This is a genomic window from Collinsella sp. AK_207A (genome assembly GCF_902501965.1).
GTDB lineage: Bacteria > Actinomycetota > Coriobacteriia > Coriobacteriales > Coriobacteriaceae > Collinsella.
Genome location: NZ_CABWID010000001.1, coordinates 70316 through 87265, shown reverse-complemented (window position 1 = coordinate 87265; position 16950 = coordinate 70316). Strand labels below are relative to the sequence as shown.

Here is a 16950-nt window from a genome sequence, read left to right as displayed (position 1 = left end):
GGAAGGGCTTGATGACGCAAACGGAGCGGTTGCATTGGCTGGTTGCGTATCTACTGGACGAGCGCGACGAGCACCTGGGCGCGCAGGCGCCTGCGGGCGAGGGTCTCTACCGGCTCTACCGCTCGCTCGTGAACGTGCGCCCACCTGCGGAAATCTCCGATGAGTACCTACGCATCGAGGACGCTTACTTGCAGGGGCGCCTGCAAGAGCGCGGAATCGCCGAGGCATGTGAAGCGGAATCCGTAGGCGGCCTCTTGCTGTGGCGCGGGGATATCACGCGGCTTCGGACGGACGCCATCGTGAACGCTGCCAACTCTCAGGGGCTCGGATGCTTCGTTCCCTGCCATGGATGCATCGATAACGCCATCCACACGGCGGCGGGTACGCGTCTGCGCCTTGCCGATGCCGAGGAGTTGGCGCTACGAAGCAGGCACGGTCTGCCCTCGGAGCTGTTAACCGGCGATGCCATGGTCACGCCCGGGTTCAACCTGCCGACACGCTACGTCATCCATACCGTGGGGCCTATCGTGCGTGGTGCCGTGCCCAACGCAGACGATCGCGCAAAGCTCGCTCGATGCTACGAGAGCTGTCTCGACATCGCCGCGATGCGCGGGCTTCCCAGCATCGCCTTCTGCTGTATCTCTACGGGCGAATTTCATTTCCCTCGCGACCAAGCGGCGTGCATCGCCGTGCGCACGGTTCGCACGTGGATTACGCGGGCGCGGGAGGAGGCGCGTCCGGTTCCCAGGGTTATCTTCGACGTGTTCGATGCCGAGGACGAACGCATCTATCGCTCGGTGCTACAGGGTTCGTAGCGCGGAGGAGCGTCTGCTATATAAGATAGGAAGGTTATATGTTCTCATCACGCCTCGTGTTCGCGAGCACGGCGGTCCGTGGCCGCGAGCGTGCGCTCGAGCGCTTGCACAAAGCCCTCGACGAGGTAGATGCCGTGGTCGTCGGCGCTGGCGCGGGGCTCTCCACCTCCGCTGGCTTCACCTATGCAGGCGAGCGCTTCGAGCGGCATTTCCACCCCTGGCGTCTGTGCTATGGCTTCACGGACATGTACGCGGGCGGGTTTCACCCGTACTCCTCGCTTGAGGAGTTCTGGGGTTTCTGGTGCCGGAACATCCTGGTCAACCGCTATATGGATGCGCCGAGGCCCGTCTACGACATCCTTTTTGACCTGCTCGAGGGCAAGGATTACTTCGTCCTCACCACCAATGTGGACCATTGCTTCCAGAAGGCTGGGGTCGACCGCCACCGGCTCTTCTACACGCAGGGTGACTACGGTCTTTTCCAGTGCTCAAGGCCCTGCCACAAGAAAACGTATGATAACGAGGCGCAGGTGCGGGAGATGTGTGCCGCGCTCGACGCTCATATTGCCGAACAACTCAAGGTTGGCATCCCGGAGAACGAACTTGACCTCGCCATCCCTTCCTCCCTCGTGCCCCGCTGCCCCGTGTGCGGCGCGCCCATGACCACAAACCTGCGCTGCGACGAAACCTTCGTGGAGGACGAGGGCTGGCATGCCGCCGCCGTGCGTTACCGGGAGTTCCTCCGGCGCCACGAGGGCATGCGCGTGCTCTACCTCGAGCTTGGCGTGGGCGGCAACACGCCCGGCATCATCAAGTACCCGTTCTGGCAGATGACCTCGGCGAACCCACTGACCACCTACGCGTGCGTCAACCACGGGGAGGCTTGCTGCCCCGGGCCCCTCGAGCGCCAGGCCATCCTTGTCGATGGCGATATCGGTGATGCATTGTCGGTATTGGTGTAACCGGTCACGCTTCGCCCCAAACGGATCATTTATGTGTGGGAGCCTTGCCTGCGGGCGCGTGAAGGGTGCCGGAGTCATAGTCGTTGAGGAATTCAAGGCTGGGAAGGTAATCGTTGAGTAGCTCGGACGATCCTGCAATCTTGGGAACGTCCGCGCGCTCAAGATTCTTTTCGACGGTCTTGAGCGTATCGAGGTGCTTTTGATTTACGGTATAGCCTTGGACGAGGTGCTGTTTGAGCACGAAGTTCGCCCAGCGCTGGAAATAGATGCCCTGTTGGGACTTCACGCGGTAGCCCACGGACAGGATTATGTCGAGGTTGTAGTGCTCCGCTTCGCGCTCAACGGTTTGCCTGCCTTCATTTTGAACTATTGCGTTTTTTATTGGCATTACCATACGGGTGCCGTGTACCGGGGCGCGGACGGCAAGTTTCGCTACGACTACGCCTTTGGCGACGATGCGGGCGAGAGCGGCATCGTTGCCTGCGCGGTGAGTGCGGCCCTGTGCCGTCGCAATCAACGATAGCCAGCGGTGCAGCACGGCGGGGCAACCCCTGTACCGCGCCGTCGCGGTAACAGCTTGAAGACGGGCAGGCGGCGCACCGGGACCTTCCCCGGTGCGCGGCCTGCCCAATAAGGTGACGATGAACCCGGTACTCTGACACGTAAAGGGGCCGAGAGGGAAATCAACCCCTCCCGGCCCCTGAGCATGAACCTTTCAGGTTCGCGCTACAGCTGATCGTCCGAGCTGTTGGAATTCACATACGTCGCGGCGGTGCCCAGACCCACGGCCGCGATGCCGGTAGCGGCCGTAGCCGCAACGGCGGCTGTCGTGAAGTCGCCGGTCTTCGGCAGCTTACCGCCCGTGGCGGGCGTCTTACCGTTCCCCTTGCCGTCGTTGGGCTTGCTGCCGTTGCCGTCGCTGGGCTTGTTGCCACTGCCGACGTCGTCGCCCACCTTCACCAGGGCGGCACGAGCGTTCTTGAGCGCCTTGAGCGCGGCGTCGACCTGCTCCTGCGTGGCGTCCGCGTTGTCCAGGACGGTGTGCGCCTCTTCCAGGCGCTTGGCGAGCGCCGCCCACGAAGCCGCCGTGTAGAGCTTCTCGTCCTTGGCGAGGTTCTGCTCGATGTCGGTGACCTCCTGGGATAGGTCTCTCTTGTTCGTGGCGGTCGTGTCGTTCACCGCGGGGTAGGTGATGCTCGTGCCGATCGCGTACTTCACCTTGGTGGTGTCGATCACCGTGGCGCCTGTGTCATCCTTCTTCACCTCGAACACGTCGACGGGGAGTTTGCCACCCGCCGCATGCCCGCCGAAGATGACCTCCACGCCCGCAGGGACGTTGGGGCCGAAGGCGGCGCTCGGCGCCAGCCCCTCGGTGGGGTCCATGCCCTTGTTGCCGTAGACCGCCACGACAGCCGGGGACTCGTCGTATACCGCCACGTCGTAGGGCTTGGAGATGCTCATGACCACCACGGGCTTGCCGGCCTTGTTGGCGGCGCGCACTACCTGCAGCGGGAGGTACACACGAGTGAGCGACTCGTCCTCGGTGTTCAGGCCCGCGGAGTTGCCGATCTCGGAGATGACCACCACGTGGCTGGCCTTCTCGATCTTGGCCGTGATGTCAGCGATCGCAGACTTCGCGTCCTGGTAGTCGCTTGCGTAGGCGAGCGACGCGTACGTCACGTCGGCGGGGATGACCTTATCGTTGATGAGACGGCGCATGGAGAGCTCCATGCCCGGCTTCTCGTTGGTGTACGCCGCGACGAGAAGCACGTTGTCGCCCGACTTCGGGCGGAAGGGCAGGACGCTGTTCTCGTTGCGCACGACGGTGACGGCGTCGTCGGCCACCCGGCGCTCGATGGCGCGGTTCTCATCGCTGCCTACCTGTGCCTGGGCGTTGGCGAGCGCCTCGACGAAGGACGGGCTGGCCGTGTCGTAGCCGAGGATGCCGCGGTTCTTCTTCAGGGTCAGGATGCGCGTGACGGAGGCGTTCAGCTGCTCGTCGGTGATGGTGGTATCGTCCACGACGTCCTGGATGAGCTGCTCGAGCACCGCGACGTCGGCCGTGCTGCGCATGATGAGCGGCATGAGGGCGATGTCCACGCCGGCCTTGAAGGCGCGCTTGACGGCATCGGTCTCGCCGAAGTGGTCGGCGATGGCCTGCATGTTCAGGGCGTCGGTGACGCTTACGCCCCTAAAGCCCATCTCGGTGCGCAGGATGTCGGTCATGAACACGTGCGAGAGCGTGGCGGGCAGGTAGATCTGTGTGCTGTCGGCCTTCGACGTAACCTGGGTGGTCTCTACCTTCGGGTACTGGATGTGCGCGGTCATGACCATGTCTACGCCGTTTTCGATGGCGGCCCGGAAGGGGATGAACTCGAGGGCCTCGAGCTCATCCTTGGTCTTGTTGATGAGCGGCAGACCCGTGTGAGAGTCGGAGGACGCGTCACCGTGGCCGGGGAAGTGCTTGGCGGCAGTGGCCACGTTGTGCGCTTGGATGCCCTTCATCATGGGAACGCCCAGCTGGGAGACGAGCTGCGGGTCGCTCGAGAAGGAGCGCAGGCCGATGACGGGGTTGTTGGGGTTGTTGTTGGTGTCGAACACGGGCGCGAAGTTGACATTGATGTGCAGCGCGTTGAGCTCGCGACCGATGACCTCGCCGCAGTCACGTGCGTCCTCGGTGCTGCGCGTGGCGCCCACTGCCATGTTGCCCGGCAGGGCCGTGCCGCTGCCTAGGCGATAGACGATGCCTCCCTCCTGGTCGATGGTGAGCAGCAGGGGGATGTCGCCGAATGTATCGCCGGCGGAGTTCTTAAGGGCCGCCGCCTGGAGGTCCATCGTGAGCTTGAGGGTCTGCTTGGTCTCTTTGACGTTGTTGGCGAACAGGATGACGCCGCCGAAGTGATACTTGTCGAGAATGCCCGCGACCTCGTCGTTCATTTCGGTGAAGTCGGGGTTGTTTTTGTCGTTCGTGTCGGAGGAGCCGCCCTTGGCCCACTTGCGGAAGTCGGGCATGAGCATCTGCTCGATCTTCTGGCGACGGGTCATGCCGTTCACGATGTCGGCGATGCTCGCGTTAGCGACGGAGGTCGCGGCGAACGCGGGACGCGGGTTCAGTCCGAGGCCGGCGAGCACGGCGAAGCCGACGAGTCCCGACGCGACGAACGCGCGGCGCGTCGGGAGGTACTGCTCAGATGCGGCGCGTCGGGAGGTGAGCGGTGCGGACATATGGTCTCCTGTCTCCTAAATCGAGTGCGCCCGCCACGGCGGTCGCACTCATTGGCGTATACCAAATTTATGGCAGCTTAGGTTCTAATCTGCCATCGCACCTACACTATTTTGTGAGCGGTTAAATGCAATGGATACACGGCAATATAACGGTTCGGCAACGTCGTGGTTGCACACGTTGACAAAACGACCCGACCGCTTGGGAGTGCGGTGGTGATCCTGGACCGGCTCTTCCTATGCCGCCAGTCCCAGTTTCCTGCGGTACCGCATCGGGCTCTTGTAGCCCAGGTCGCTCTTCCGGCGCTTGTCGCGGTACCAAGCCAGGTAGCCATCCAGCATCTCCATGAACTCCCCCGTGCAAGCAGCGTCCCAGCCCCTCCCGCGGAGAACTCCACCTTCAGCCTGCCGACGAAGCCCTCCGCCCTTGAATTGTCGGGCGAGCGCCCTTTCCTCGACATCGGCCGCACGATGCCGTGCTCGTCGCAGATGGCGATCCAACCGGGCCAGCGATAATTGGCGGCGGCGTAGGATCGCACGGAAAAACGTCAACACCGCCGTTTGGTCACTCCGGTTTTTCGGAATTGAGCACGAAAGTTCTTCGGTCGCCGACGCTAAAGCGGAGTTGATTAAACGTGGGATGATTCATCTGACCCTTCCGGTCTTTGGGTAACGACCCACTCGGCGTAGTCGTTATACATGTACTTGTGCTCCCAGATGCCATCGGCTGAGCCTGTGTACTCGTCAATCTGGCAGTCGTGGTAGAGGTCGTCCGCGAAGCCCTCGATTACGTTCAGCAACTCGAGGCGCTCGGTGTACTTCATGGGGATCCCGCTAAAGCCCAGCCTCGCCCCGAGGATGTTGCCGCACACCGCGCCGGTGGAGTCCGAGTCGCCGTTGTGGTTCACGGCAGCAACGATCCCCGCCTCGAAGTCGTGCTCGTGCCGCAGCGCACAGAATACGGCGATGGCCAGCGTCTCCTCAGCCACCCATCCCTCGCCGAGCTCGTGGATGCAGTTGAGGTCGCCCTTGGTGGAGTCGGCGAGGCGCAGCGCGTGCATAAGAAGGCCTTGCAGTTCCTTCACATGTTTGGCATTCGGATAGGCTTCGGGGAGCGTGTCCAACGCACCCATGACGGCCTCGCGCACGCCGCAACCTGGCTTGTGCGCCAGCATGCTCACAATCACCGCGAGCGCTCCGGCGGGCAGCCAGCCCAACGCGTGGCCGTGCGTGAGGGCGGCACACTCCGCGCCAAGCCGGAGGGCGTCGGCATAGCCGCTGCAGTGGGCGCTATCTTCAGGGTCGAGGTAGAGCCCTGCCGGAGCCACGCGCATCACGCCGCCACAGCCCTTGCTGCTGTTGACGGGGCGCTCGGTCGTTCCCTCGCACCCCTCCGCGCAGGCGGAGAGGCACGTGTTCCCCGGCGCGCGCTGCTCGAAGAACTCGGGCACGCCGACGAGCCACGAGTAGTGGTAGACGCTACTCCGCCCTTCGTCGAGTGGATACCTCTCGGTCTGCGTGCGGTACCAGTCTCTGTAGCAGTGGCGGACATAGCTTTCATACGGCCCCATAATGCCGCGCGTCATCCCACGCGTGGTACCTAAGAGCAGGCCGTTCGCCGTGAAGAGGGTCATCTGCGTATCGTCGGAGAAGCGCGCCACGCCTTTGGCATCGAGTTCGTACTCAGTTATGCCGCGCTCACCATAGCGGGAGAAGATACGCTCCTCGTCCCAGAATTCCACGGCGTAACCAAGCGCGTCGCCTGCGGCCCCGCCCACGAGGCAGCCTCGGTATTTGTCGAGATCTTTCATGAAACCCCCTTACGCCTCATCGTTTTCAACGAATGCCATTAGGTCCTCGGGCGTCTCGAACACGTGGTATCCGAGCTTGGTCACGAAAGAGCGATCCTCGGGCTCGCTATCAACCATGAGGGCGACCGGTTCGCCGAGGCCGGTCTGCAAGCCGTCCGGCCATGCAAGGTCAACGATCACGGTCTTAGACATGCCGCTCACCCCGAAGTTCGCCGCCCCGTGCCCGTAACCCCTCTCCCTCAACCAGTCCGAGAGCCTGGAGAGGGCCTCGTCATCGTGGTCGAGGATGCTCGCGGCCCCCGGCTGTTTGAAGGTGGCGGGCAGCTCGCCCAGATCTTTTCCATTGTAGAGGGCAGATAGGATCGCGTTGGCCTTCTCGGAGAGAAGCTCGCGCCTCCGGGCGAGGAAGGCCTCGTAGTTCCCGATTTCCCAGAGGGAGGGATCGTCGGTCGGCACGGCGTGAGATAGACGAACTCGCCTACTTGTGATATGGCTCGCCGCGCGAGATCTTCTGCGCGCGGTACAGCTGCTCGAGCAAAACGACGCGCGCGAGGTTGTGCGGCAGCGTGATGGGTCCGAACGAGAGCGTCTCGTTCGCGCGCCGGCGCACCGCCTCGCTTACGCCGTCTGACCCGCCGATCACAAAGGCAAAGCTGTTCGCGCCGCCCAGCGCCAGCGTGTCGAGCCGCCGCGACAGATCCTCGCTCGAGCGCTCGCGTCCGCCGATGTCGAGCAGCGTCATGTGCGCCGACCCCAGGGCGTCGAGGGCGGCGCAGATGGCCGCCCCCTCTTTCTCGCGCGCGGCCTCTATGCCGCCGGCTTTGGCCGGGTCAATGTCGGCGACCTCGCGCACGACCGTCTTTGCATACGGCTGCAGCCGCTTGAGATACTCCTCGCAGGCGTCCTTCCAGAACCGCTCCTTCAGCTTGCCCACGGCTATGACGGTGAACTTCATGCGTGCCCCTCCGTTCCAGGCGTCCCTAAGCTCCGGTTATTTGGATTCGCCATCCGGTTCGCGCGCGTCCTTCTTCGGCAGCCGGCCCGCCCGCTTGAGTGACTCGCGCAGCATCCATTCGATCTGGCCGTTGGCGCTGCGCATCTCATCGTCCGCCCATTGCTGGATGGCGGCCCAGATCTCGGGGTCTATGCGGAGGGGATATTGCTTGCGTGCCATGGGACTCGAGCTTAGTACAGCGATCCGGTGTTGACCACGGGCTGCGCCTCGGACTCGCCGCAGAGCACCACCATGAGGTTCGAGGCCATGGCCGCCTTGCGCTCGTCGTCCAGGTCGAGCACGCCGTCCTCGGAGAGCTTGGTCACCGCCATGTCCACCATGGAGACGGCACCCTCGACGATCTTCTTGCGAGCGGCGATGACGGCCTCTGCCTGTTGGCGGCGGAGCATCGCCGGCGCGATCTCCGGCGCGTAGGCGAGGTGGGTGAGGCGCGCGTCGTCCACGGCTACGCCTGCTGGGGCAAGACGGCGGTCGAGCTCGGCCTTGAGGGTTTCGGAGACCTCCTCGATGTCGGAGCGCAGCGTGATTGACTGGTTGGAGGCGTCGTCGTCCTCCATGTGGTCGTAGGCGTAGACGCTTGCCACGTGGCGCAGCGCCGTCTCGGCCTGCATAGACACGTAGCTGGGGTAATGGTCCACGTCAAAGAGGGCGCGGGCAGTGTCGGCCACGTGCCAGACCACGACGCTCGCGATCTCGATGGGATTGCCCATGCGGTCGTTGACCTTGAGCTTGTCGCCGTTGAGCGTGCGGGCGCGCACGGACACGGTGGTGGAGAGGCCCTTACTGGTCTTGTTGCCAAGCGAGTAGAGCTGCTCGGCGAGTGACGAGGCATTCTGGTTGCCGAGCGTGCGGCTGAAGAAGGGGTTCGCCCAGAAGAAGCCGCTGTCGCGCACCGTGCCCTTGTACGTGCCGAACAGGATACAGACGCGCGCTTGGCCGGGCTGCACGGTGAAGAAACCCATGGCGGGGATGGACCAGAGGCAGAGAAGGACGATGGATGCCGCGAGCGCAAGGCCGGCGCCGGCGGGAACCGAGTCCTCGGGGTATGAGCCGACGTTCATGCCCGCGAAGACCACGAGTGCGATGAGAAGGACGAGAAGGACCAGCAGGGCCACGAGCATGCCCCAGCCGCGCCTTGCCTTGAACGGGCGCTCGACATTGACGGTGTTGGCGGAAGAGACGCTCATGAGAGCTCCTTTCGAATGCATGCGCGCGTTGAGCGTCGCATGCGGCTCCGTTATGAGTCGGGGGGGGGCCGTGCCCCGCTGCATCGCCTCCTGCGATGCTGAGACCATTGTGATATCACATTGGTCTCAAGTCAAGGAGAGGAGACTGTAGTTTCAGAATGATCGACCTCGCCTGTGGCTTCCCGGCCCATGAGTATCGACCCTTCGCGCCACGGGAGTTCAAGATGGACGACGTTTTCAAGAAGTCGACCGGCGTCCCGATTGGCGTCTGAGAAGGCGACGCGGCGCATGCCCGGATCGACGGCGTAGTACTGCTTGCGGTCGACGAGGCCATATTCCTCAAGCTCATTGAGCGTGCTCGTGAGCATCATGTTCGTGGCATCGTGTATCGCTGCTGCCTATGACGCTCTATCGTCTGCGGTCACCCTTCGTACCCGTGGAGCACGGCCTCGATGTTGTTGCCCTCGGGGTCGTGGACGAAGCAGGCGTAGTAGCCGGGTTCGTAGTCGCGCGGTCCGGGCGCGCCGTTGTCTCGTCCGCCCTCGAGCGCCGCGGCGTAGAAGGCCTTGACCTGATGAACGTCCTTTGCGCGCCAGGCAAAGTGCGAGGGGTCCGGCACCGTGCCCTCCTTAGCGGGGGAGAGCCAGACGGCATCGCCGTCCTCGTCGTTCACGAACTGGACGCCGCCGGGATACTCGATCCCCTTCCGGTATCCGACGGTGGAGAGCACGCGCTCGTAGTACGCGGCCATGATGCCGATGTTCTTCACGTGGATGCTGATATGGTCAAGCATGGGAACTCCTTTCGCCGGGTCATGCTTGGGTGGGTTATACCCAAAGCGAGCGAGGCAGGGCGCGCGTGCGGAAAACTGTCCAAACGTTTACGAAGGCGCTCTTCATCGGTTTCGGTATGATGAAAGCCGAGAAATGGCCAGCATGTGAACGGTGTTTGCAGGGCGAGAAATCCACTTTACAGAGTTTTACCCTGTGCTATCATCGGTCTCTGCGCGTAAACACCGCCAGGTAAAGTAAGTAAAGAGAGGTCAACATGCCAGTACCTAAGCAAAAGAAGGGCCGTGCGAAGACTCATTCCCGCCGCTCTGCAAACATGAAGATCAGCGCTCCGGCCAAGTCCACGTGCCCCCGTTGCGGTGCCGTGAAGCTGCCGCATCACGTTTGCCTCAACTGCGGGTACTACAAGGGCCGCGAGGTCATCGTCGTCGACTAGCTCGATGACCCCGAGTTTTTGCATCGCTGATGGCCGGCTCATCTGAGCTGGCCATTTTGCTATACGGAGGACGGGCGCTCGCCCGTTGCGAGAGAAAGGCCGCTCATGGCGTCTCAGGATCAGGTCACCGTCGTCGTAGACGTAATGGGCGGAGACGAGCCTCCCCAGGTGGTGCTCGACGGCATCGCCGCGGCGCTCGCGGCCGACCCAGCGCTCACCATTCTTGCCGCCGGCCCCGCCGATCTCGTGGCGCCCTTCTGCAACGAGTATGAGCGGGCCCTGCCGCTTATCGCCGAGCAGGCGATCGGAATGGGCGACGACCCCATCGAGGCCGTCATGCGCAAGCGCAAGAGCTCGATCGTCCTGGGTTGCCGCGCCGTCAAGAAGGGTCGGGCGCAGGGTTTCTTCTCCGCCGGCTCCACGGGCGCGATCGTCGCGGCCGCGACCGCCTACGTCACGCCCGAGAAAGTTCTCGGTTCGGACGGCAAGCGTCGGCCCATCCGTCCCTGCATCACCTCGGCCCTGCCCAATCGGGCCGGTGGCCTGACCGTCTTCTGCGATATGGGCGGCTCGCCCGATGTTGAGCCCGAGGACATGGTCCGCTTCGCCCAGATGGGCTCGGCGTACGCCACGGCCGTTCTGGGCATCGAGCACCCGCGGGTGGGGCTTCTCTCCAACGGCACGGAGGAGCACAAGGGCTCCGCCTTCACCAAGCGGTGCTACCCGCTCATGGCAGAGCGGGTGCCCGGGTTCGCCGGCAACTGCGAGGGCGGTGACCTCACCTCGGGCAACGTCGACGTGGTGGTCTGCGACGGCTTTACCGGCAACGTTGCGCTCAAGGCGACCGAGGGTGCCGCCAAGCTGCTCCTCGGCGAGATGAAGACGACGCTCCTGGGTTCCCTCAAGGGCAAGATCGCCGCGTTGCTCATCAAGGACGCGCTGCACGGCATCAAGGACAAACTCTCGGGTGACGCGCGCGGCGGTGCCATCTTGCTGGGCCTTCACGGCGTGGTGCTCATCGGCCACGGTGCCACGAGCGTGGAGGCCGTCAAGAACGGCGCCCTCGCCACGGCCCAGGCCGTGCGCGCCGGGCTCGTTCAACGCGTCGCCTCCTCGATGCCGAACGTGGTGGGGTAGGGTTTCGGTTGAGCCTCGCCCTCGTTGCGGGTATCATCCAAGAGACTTTGTTCAACCACCGCAAAAGGAGCCCTGATGGAGCGCACGGAGATTCTGGAGAAGGTTCGCGATATCGCCAGCGACGTGCTCGGCGTGGATGCCGACGAGATCACGGAGGAGACCACGTTCGACGACCTTGACGCCGACTCGCTCGACCGCCTGCAGCTCGTGACAGCCATGGAGGACGAGTTCGATCTCGAGATCGATGACGACAAGCTCGCGGCCATCAATTCCGTTGCCGACGCCGTGGACGCCATCGAGTCCGCTCAGGAGGCCTAAGCCCCCTTGTCCATCGCAGAGAAACTCGCTCGCGCGGAGCGCATCGTCGGCCATGAATTTAAGGACCACGACCTGCTCCGGAGCGCTATCACCCATCCCTCGGCCGTGGAAGGGCAACCCGTCTCGGCCAGCTACGAGCGCCTTGAGTTCCTTGGCGACTCGGTGCTCGGTGCCGTGGTCGCCATCGCACTCTTCAAATCCTATCCCCACTTCGATGAAGGCAAGCTCACGCGGCTGAAGGTCTCCCTCGTGGCGGGTCAGACGCTTTCCGACGTTGGCCTCGAGCTTGGTATCGACCAGTGCATCATCTTTGGTCCCTCCGAGCTGGGGACCTCGGCCCGCGGCATGCACTCCGCGCTCGAGAACGTGTACGAGAGCCTGGTGGGCGCCCTCTACCTCGACGGCGGTTGGGACGATGCCGAGGCTTTCATCATGCGCACGCTGAAGCCGCATCTCGCCGACGATCGCGCCGAGCACCCCGCCAATCCTAAGAGCTATTTCCAAGAGGTCGCGCAGGGAGATGGCCTTGGCACGCCGTCGTACAAGCTGGTGGACGTCTCCGGGCCCGCGCACGAGCCCGTGTTCACCGCCGTCACGCTGCTGAACGGCGTGCGCGAGGGGCGGGGCTCGGGTTCCTCTAAGAAGGAGGCCGAGGCGGCTGCCGCGCTCGACGCCCTCGAGCGCTTGGGATACACGAAGGACGGCGTCATCCTCGAGCGGAAAAACGGGTAGCGCATGTATCTGAAGTCGCTCACGCTCAAGGGATTCAAGTCGTTCGCCGACCGTGCCCATATGACCTTCGAGCCGGGGCTCACCGTGATCGTGGGCCCCAACGGGTCGGGCAAGTCCAACATATCGGACGCGATCCTCTGGGTACTGGGCGAGCAGAGCGCCAAGCAGCTGCGTGGCCAGGCCATGGAGGACGTCATCTTCTCCGGTTCCTCGGCGCGTCAGCCCGTGGGCGTGGCCGAGGTCACGCTCGTGCTCGACAATTCGGACCACCTGCTGCCCGTCGACTTCGACGAAGTCGCCGTCACGCGCCGCATGTACCGCTCGGGTGAGTCCGAGTACCTCATCAACGCGAGTCCCTGCCGCTTGATGGATATCCAGGACATCCTGCATGACACGGGCCTTGGCAAGGACACCCACTCGATCATCAGCCAAGGCAAGCTCGACGCCATCCTGCAGAGCCGCCCGGAGGAGCGCCGCGCGCTCATCGAGGAGGCCGCGGGCATCTCCAAGCACAAGCGCCGCAAGGAGCGCGCACTCAAGAAGATCAAGGGCATGGACGAGCACCTCGTTCGCGCCCGGGACATCAACCGCGAGGTCAAGGCGCAGCTGAAGCCACTCGAGCGCCAGGTGAACCGGGCGCGGCGGCATCAGGAGCTTACCGAGCGCGCCAACGAGCTCACGCAGATCCTCGCCGTCGACGAGCTCCGCCGGCTCCAGGCTCGCTGGGCCGAGATGGAGACCGCCGCCAAAGAGGCTTCCGCCGCGCTGGAGCTTGCGGGCTACCGGCAGGCCGAGAAGGAGCGCGAGCTCGAGAAGCTCCAGGTGATGCTCGAGGAGAAGGGCCTCTTCGTTGGCGACCTGGGCGAGCGCCGCCGCCACATGCAGGACGTGGTGGGCCGCCTGGGCTCGGACATGCGCCTGCTCGAGGAGAAGGGGCGCAACATGGTGCGCCAGCTCTCCGATATGCGCAGCACGCTCTCCGGGTCCGAGCACCAGCGCCGCCGCGTGGCCGAGGACCTGAAGGCCGTGGAGCGCGAGCTCGACGAGGTGCGCGCCGCGGCCGAGGTGGCCCAACGCGACGTTGACGCAGCCGCTCCCGCTGCCGAGGAGCTCCATGCGCGTCGCGTGGAGCTCGACGAGCGCATCTCCGCGCTCACGCGCTCGCAGCGCGAGGCGCAGCGTGCCGTGGACGACCGCTCGCTCGAGCTCGCCCGCGTGAAGGAGTCCCTTGCGGGGGCTGAGCAGCAGGACGCGCTCTTCGCATCCCGTTTGGAACAGATCGACGACCAGGTTGAGAACGTGCGCGCCTCGCTCGAGCACCGCCGTTCCCGTGCCGAGGAGCTCGAGGCCGCCCTCACCGATGCCCGGACCGCGCGCGAGGAGGCGGTCGCCGCGCTCGAGACCGCGCAGAAGGCGATCTCGGCTTTGCGCGCCCGAGAGGGGGAGGCGCGCGATCGACTCGCTCAGGCCCGCTCCGAGCTCTCCGGGCTCCGTAGGCTGGATGAGGCTTCCACATCCTCCCCGCTGGTGAAGAAGGTTGCCCTGGCGCGCGGCGAGAGCATCCTCGCCCGCCTGGGCGATGTGATCGAGGCCCCGACCGAGCTCGAGGGTCTGGTGGAGGGCCTGCTCGCAAGCGATATCGATGCCTTCGTGGTCGAGGGCACGACCGAGCTCGCCGACGTGGCCTCCTTTGCCCTCGACGAGACCGCACGGTCCGGCGAGGCGCTCGTGGTATCGCGCGCCGCGCAGGTATCCGAGCCCGCAGCGGGCGCCGCGGGCTTTCGGTTGGTCGAGCGCCTTGCCGTGCGCGATGGATATGCCGCCGCCGTGGCGGCGGTGCTGGGGCGCGTGTACGTGGTCGGTTCGCTCGCCGAGGCGCTCGCTGCCCCTGCCGTTCCCGGTGTGGTGTACGTCACGCCCGAGGGCGCGCGCGTGAGCTATGCCGGCGCGGTGCGCGTGGGGTCCGCGGAGGACGCCTCAACGGGCGCGCTCGAGCGCAAGCGCCGCATCCGCGAGCTCGTCCGGCTCGAGCCCGAGCTCGCGGCGGTGCTCGATCACGCCACGGCCCAGGTTGCCGAGGCCGAGGACGCCGTGGCCACCGCGCGCGAGCAGCGCGATGCCGCCGCCGGAGAGATCGCGCGTCTGGACGGCGAGCGCTCGTCGGCCCTCTCCGAGATCGGCCGGCTCGAGCACTCCATATCCCAGATGACGGCCGAGCGCGAGCAGGTGGAGCATCGCCGTGCCGAGGCGACGCGCCTGGTGGCCGAGGCGCAGCCCAAGCTCGAGGAGCTCACCGCCGCCCGCGACGACGACCGCGAGCGCGTGGACTCGCTCGCCGCCCAGATTGCGGACGCCAGCGACGAGCTCGACCGGGTGCGCGCCGAGGACGCGTCCGCTGCGGGCCGTCTCTCGGATGCCAAGGTGCGCCTCGCCCAGGCGCGTGAGCGCCAGCGGAGCCTGGAGGCCCGTGCGCCCGAGCTCCGCGGTCGCTTGGAGGGACTCGAGCGCCGCATTCGCGGCACCGAGCAGGCGAGCCGCTCACTCGAGGTGCTCCGCCTGCGCGTGGACCCGCTCCATAGCCGCTACGAGGCGCTTTCCGAGCGCGCGCTCGACTGGGCTGCGCGCCTGCGCGACCAAGCTAGTCTCGAGGAGGCCGATTCCGCCTCGCTCAAGAAGACCATCGAGGACGCCAAGGCGGCTGTCGCCGATGCCAAGGCGCAGGTCGAGACCGCTACCGCCGAGGTGAATGAGCAGAAGGTGGCCCGGGGCAAGCTCGAGGTCCAGGTGGAGGCCGCCATCAAGGCCATCACCGCGGACGGCCACACGGTGCTCGAGGACGCCCTCCAGCTCCCCGCGCCCGAGGACCCCGAGGCCGCGCGCGCCGAGTTGGAGGAGCTGGCGGTCAAGATCAACAACCTCGGCCCGGTGAATCAGGTGGCCTTCCAGGAGTACGAGCGCCTCCGCGAGCGCGCAGACTACGTCGAGTCGCAGCTCGCTGACCTCGAGGCGGCGCGCGGCGCGCTCACCAAGATCACCGCCGCCATCGACCGCAAGATGCGCCGGGCATTCGTTTCCACCTTCAAGCAGGTGGACGAGAACTTCCAGGAGGTCTTCGCCATGCTCTTCCCGGGCGGCCAGGCCCATCTGGAGATGACCGATCCTGAGCATCCGGCCGATACGGGCGTGGAGGTCGTGGCGCAGCCGCGGGGCAAGCGCATCGCCAAGATGACGCTCATGAGCGGTGGCGAGAAGAGCCTCACGGCGCTCGCGCTGCTCTTCGCCGTGTACCGCACGCGTACCGTGCCCTTCTACGTGCTGGACGAGGTGGAGGCCGCGCTCGACGACGCTAACCTGAGCAAGCTCATCGGCGCCATCGACGTGCTCCGCTCCTCCACGCAGCTGCTGGTGATCAGCCACCAGCGTCGTACCATGGAGGACGCGGACGTGCTCTACGGCGTGTCCATGCAGGCGGATGGCGTGAGCCGCGTGGTGAGCCAGCGACTGGACCGTGCGACCGGCAGGGTTGTGAACGCGTAAAGCAAACGTGGCGCGAGGGAATGCTCCCGATGTGCCATTTGAACAGGAAAGGCAGGGTAGGCCATGGCATTCTTCGACAGCCTCAAGCGCGGGCTCGAGCGGAGCCGCGAGGCCCTGAACGAGGTCTTCTACTTTGGCGGCGACGTTGACGAGGACTTCTGGGAGGAGCTCGAGGACACGCTCGTCATGGCCGACATGGGTGCCGAGATCTCCATGCAGGTAACCGATGACCTGCGCGACGAGGCCGCCCGCAAGAACCTCACCACCGCGCCCCAGCTCCGTCGCGCGCTCGCCGAGCGCCTTGAGCGGGTCTTCGTGGAGCCTGCGACCGACATCTTCTCCGACACGCCCTCCTGCGTGCTCTTCGTGGGCATCAACGGCGCCGGGAAGACGACCACGGTCGGTAAGATCGCGAGCGCCGAGGCCGCGGCGGGCAAGCGCGTGGTCATCGGCTCGGCGGATACCTTCCGCGCCGCTGCCATCGAGCAGCTGGACGTGTGGGGCCAGCGCGCCGGCGTTCCGGTTGTCAAGCGCGACCGCGGGTCTGACCCCGCGAGCGTGTGCTACGACGTGCTCGACCAGGCCGACCGCACCACCTCCGACCTCGTGCTCATCGATACCGCCGGACGTCTCCACACGAGCCCCGAGCTCATGCGCGAGCTCGCCAAGGTGGTGAACGTCACCCGCAAGCGGGCGGCCGCGTGCCAGGCGGGCCCCATGCCCGTTCACGTGGTGCTCGTCATCGATGCGGCCACGGGCCAGAACGGGCTCAACCAGGCTCTTGAGTTCAACGAGGCGCTCGGTTTGGACGGCATCATCTTGACCAAGCTCGACGGCACGGCCAAGGGCGGCATTGCGCTCGCCGTCGCCGCCCGCCTCAAGCTCCCCATCTACCGCATCGGCGTGGGCGAGCAGGTAGACGACCTCCAAGCCTTCGACGCCCACGACTTCGCCCGCGCCCTGGTGGGCGAGTAGCCCCAACCAAAG

Annotated in this window: 18 protein-coding genes; 8 read left to right on the top strand and 10 right to left on the bottom strand. The window is 65.3% G+C overall.

The features are described from left to right. Positions 1 to 11: 11 nt before the first annotated feature. Positions 12 to 815 carry a protein-ADP-ribose hydrolase gene (locus tag GDJ97_RS00405; RefSeq protein ID WP_152069263.1) on the top strand — a complete coding sequence of 268 codons (804 nt, stop codon included), beginning with the start codon at positions 12 to 14 and terminating at the stop codon, positions 813 to 815. 38 nt (positions 816 to 853) lie between these two features. Further along, positions 854 to 1777 (top strand): Sir2 silent information regulator family NAD-dependent deacetylase, encoded by a 924-nt coding sequence (locus GDJ97_RS00400; RefSeq protein ID WP_152069262.1) that lies wholly within the window; start codon positions 854 to 856, stop codon positions 1775 to 1777. 25 nt (positions 1778 to 1802) lie between these two features. On the opposite strand, the gene rhuM is transcribed toward GDJ97_RS00400, so the two are convergent. The 10 genes from rhuM to GDJ97_RS00355 form a co-directional block, all read right to left on the bottom strand. Then, positions 1803 to 2315, bottom strand: a complete 513-nt coding sequence (gene rhuM, locus GDJ97_RS00395) for a RhuM family protein (RefSeq protein WP_226808627.1) — start codon at positions 2313 to 2315, stop codon at positions 1803 to 1805. Positions 2316 to 2503: 188 nt separating this feature from the next. After that, the gene (locus GDJ97_RS00390) at positions 2504 to 5002 is read right to left on the bottom strand and encodes a glycoside hydrolase family 3 N-terminal domain-containing protein (RefSeq protein WP_152069261.1); all 2499 of its coding nucleotides are present in this window, start codon (positions 5000 to 5002) and stop codon (positions 2504 to 2506) included. Between the two features lie 234 nt (positions 5003 to 5236). Then, positions 5237 to 5347 carry an IS3 family transposase gene (locus tag GDJ97_RS09725; RefSeq protein ID WP_373422649.1) on the bottom strand — a complete coding sequence of 37 codons (111 nt, stop codon included), beginning with the start codon at positions 5345 to 5347 and terminating at the stop codon, positions 5237 to 5239. Between the two features lie 281 nt (positions 5348 to 5628). Then, positions 5629 to 6810 (bottom strand): ADP-ribosylglycohydrolase family protein, encoded by a 1182-nt coding sequence (locus GDJ97_RS00385; RefSeq protein WP_152069260.1) that lies wholly within the window; start codon positions 6808 to 6810, stop codon positions 5629 to 5631. A gap of 9 nt (positions 6811 to 6819) precedes the next feature. Further along, on the bottom strand, positions 6820 to 7266 hold the full coding sequence (locus tag GDJ97_RS00380; protein WP_152069259.1) for a hypothetical protein: 447 nt from the start codon (positions 7264 to 7266) through the stop codon (positions 6820 to 6822). A 22-nt stretch (positions 7267 to 7288) separates the two neighbouring features. Beyond that, positions 7289 to 7765, bottom strand: coding sequence for a 23S rRNA (pseudouridine(1915)-N(3))-methyltransferase RlmH (locus tag GDJ97_RS00375; RefSeq protein WP_152069258.1), 477 nt, complete (start codon positions 7763 to 7765; stop codon positions 7289 to 7291). Positions 7766 to 7801: 36 nt separating this feature from the next. Beyond that, the gene (locus GDJ97_RS00370) at positions 7802 to 7984 is read right to left on the bottom strand and encodes an Arc family DNA binding domain-containing protein (RefSeq protein WP_152069257.1); all 183 of its coding nucleotides are present in this window, start codon (positions 7982 to 7984) and stop codon (positions 7802 to 7804) included. 11 nt (positions 7985 to 7995) lie between these two features. After that, the gene (locus GDJ97_RS00365) at positions 7996 to 9012 is read right to left on the bottom strand and encodes an SPFH domain-containing protein (protein WP_193221237.1); all 1017 of its coding nucleotides are present in this window, start codon (positions 9010 to 9012) and stop codon (positions 7996 to 7998) included. A 131-nt stretch (positions 9013 to 9143) separates the two neighbouring features. Beyond that, positions 9144 to 9383 carry a hypothetical protein gene (locus GDJ97_RS00360; RefSeq protein ID WP_152069256.1) on the bottom strand — a complete coding sequence of 80 codons (240 nt, stop codon included), beginning with the start codon at positions 9381 to 9383 and terminating at the stop codon, positions 9144 to 9146. Positions 9384 to 9433: 50 nt separating this feature from the next. Then, positions 9434 to 9805, bottom strand: coding sequence for a VOC family protein (locus GDJ97_RS00355; protein WP_152069255.1), 372 nt, complete (start codon positions 9803 to 9805; stop codon positions 9434 to 9436). Between the two features lie 254 nt (positions 9806 to 10059). Between GDJ97_RS00355 and rpmF the strand changes: the two genes are divergently transcribed. From rpmF to ftsY, 6 genes are all read left to right on the top strand, one after another. Beyond that, a complete protein-coding gene (gene rpmF, locus GDJ97_RS00350; protein WP_152069254.1) occupies positions 10060 to 10239 on the top strand; it encodes a 50S ribosomal protein L32 in 180 nt (59 codons plus the stop codon). A 105-nt stretch (positions 10240 to 10344) separates the two neighbouring features. Then, positions 10345 to 11376 (top strand): phosphate acyltransferase PlsX, encoded by a 1032-nt coding sequence (gene plsX / locus GDJ97_RS00345; RefSeq protein ID WP_152069253.1) that lies wholly within the window; start codon positions 10345 to 10347, stop codon positions 11374 to 11376. Between the two features lie 75 nt (positions 11377 to 11451). Further along, the gene (locus tag GDJ97_RS00340) at positions 11452 to 11694 is read left to right on the top strand and encodes an acyl carrier protein (protein ID WP_152069252.1); all 243 of its coding nucleotides are present in this window, start codon (positions 11452 to 11454) and stop codon (positions 11692 to 11694) included. A 6-nt stretch (positions 11695 to 11700) separates the two neighbouring features. Further along, a complete protein-coding gene (gene rnc / locus GDJ97_RS00335) occupies positions 11701 to 12426 on the top strand; it encodes a ribonuclease III (protein WP_152069251.1) in 726 nt (241 codons plus the stop codon). Positions 12427 to 12429: 3 nt separating this feature from the next. After that, positions 12430 to 15963 (top strand): chromosome segregation protein SMC, encoded by a 3534-nt coding sequence (gene smc / locus GDJ97_RS00330; RefSeq protein ID WP_152069250.1) that lies wholly within the window; start codon positions 12430 to 12432, stop codon positions 15961 to 15963. A 63-nt stretch (positions 15964 to 16026) separates the two neighbouring features. After that, positions 16027 to 16938 (top strand): signal recognition particle-docking protein FtsY, encoded by a 912-nt coding sequence (ftsY, locus tag GDJ97_RS00325; RefSeq protein ID WP_152069249.1) that lies wholly within the window; start codon positions 16027 to 16029, stop codon positions 16936 to 16938. The last annotated feature ends 12 nt before the right edge of the window (positions 16939 to 16950 follow it).

Bases quoted from the DNA above. Each gene is read 5' to 3' on its own strand.
- plsX (WP_152069253.1), top strand. From the start codon at position 10,345: ATGGCGTCTCAGGATCAGGTCACCGTCGTCGTAGACGTAATGGGCGGA.
- GDJ97_RS00400 (WP_152069262.1), top strand. From the start codon at position 854: ATGTTCTCATCACGCCTCGTGTTCGCGAGCACGGCGGTCCGTGGCCGC.
- GDJ97_RS00340 (WP_152069252.1), top strand. From the start codon at position 11,452: ATGGAGCGCACGGAGATTCTGGAGAAGGTTCGCGATATCGCCAGCGAC.
- GDJ97_RS00360 (WP_152069256.1), bottom strand. From the start codon at position 9,383: ATGATGCTCACGAGCACGCTCAATGAGCTTGAGGAATATGGCCTCGTC.
- GDJ97_RS09725 (WP_373422649.1), bottom strand. From the start codon at position 5,347: ATGGAGATGCTGGATGGCTACCTGGCTTGGTACCGCGACAAGCGCCGG.
- rpmF (WP_152069254.1), top strand. From the start codon at position 10,060: ATGCCAGTACCTAAGCAAAAGAAGGGCCGTGCGAAGACTCATTCCCGC.
- GDJ97_RS00390 (WP_152069261.1), bottom strand. From the start codon at position 5,002: ATGTCCGCACCGCTCACCTCCCGACGCGCCGCATCTGAGCAGTACCTC.
- GDJ97_RS00370 (WP_152069257.1), bottom strand. From the start codon at position 7,984: ATGGCACGCAAGCAATATCCCCTCCGCATAGACCCCGAGATCTGGGCC.
- GDJ97_RS00375 (WP_152069258.1), bottom strand. From the start codon at position 7,765: ATGAAGTTCACCGTCATAGCCGTGGGCAAGCTGAAGGAGCGGTTCTGG.
- GDJ97_RS00405 (WP_152069263.1), top strand. From the start codon at position 12: ATGACGCAAACGGAGCGGTTGCATTGGCTGGTTGCGTATCTACTGGAC.
- smc (WP_152069250.1), top strand. From the start codon at position 12,430: ATGTATCTGAAGTCGCTCACGCTCAAGGGATTCAAGTCGTTCGCCGAC.
- GDJ97_RS00365 (WP_193221237.1), bottom strand. From the start codon at position 9,012: ATGAGCGTCTCTTCCGCCAACACCGTCAATGTCGAGCGCCCGTTCAAG.
- ftsY (WP_152069249.1), top strand. From the start codon at position 16,027: ATGGCATTCTTCGACAGCCTCAAGCGCGGGCTCGAGCGGAGCCGCGAG.
- GDJ97_RS00355 (WP_152069255.1), bottom strand. From the start codon at position 9,805: ATGCTTGACCATATCAGCATCCACGTGAAGAACATCGGCATCATGGCC.
- GDJ97_RS00385 (WP_152069260.1), bottom strand. From the start codon at position 6,810: ATGAAAGATCTCGACAAATACCGAGGCTGCCTCGTGGGCGGGGCCGCA.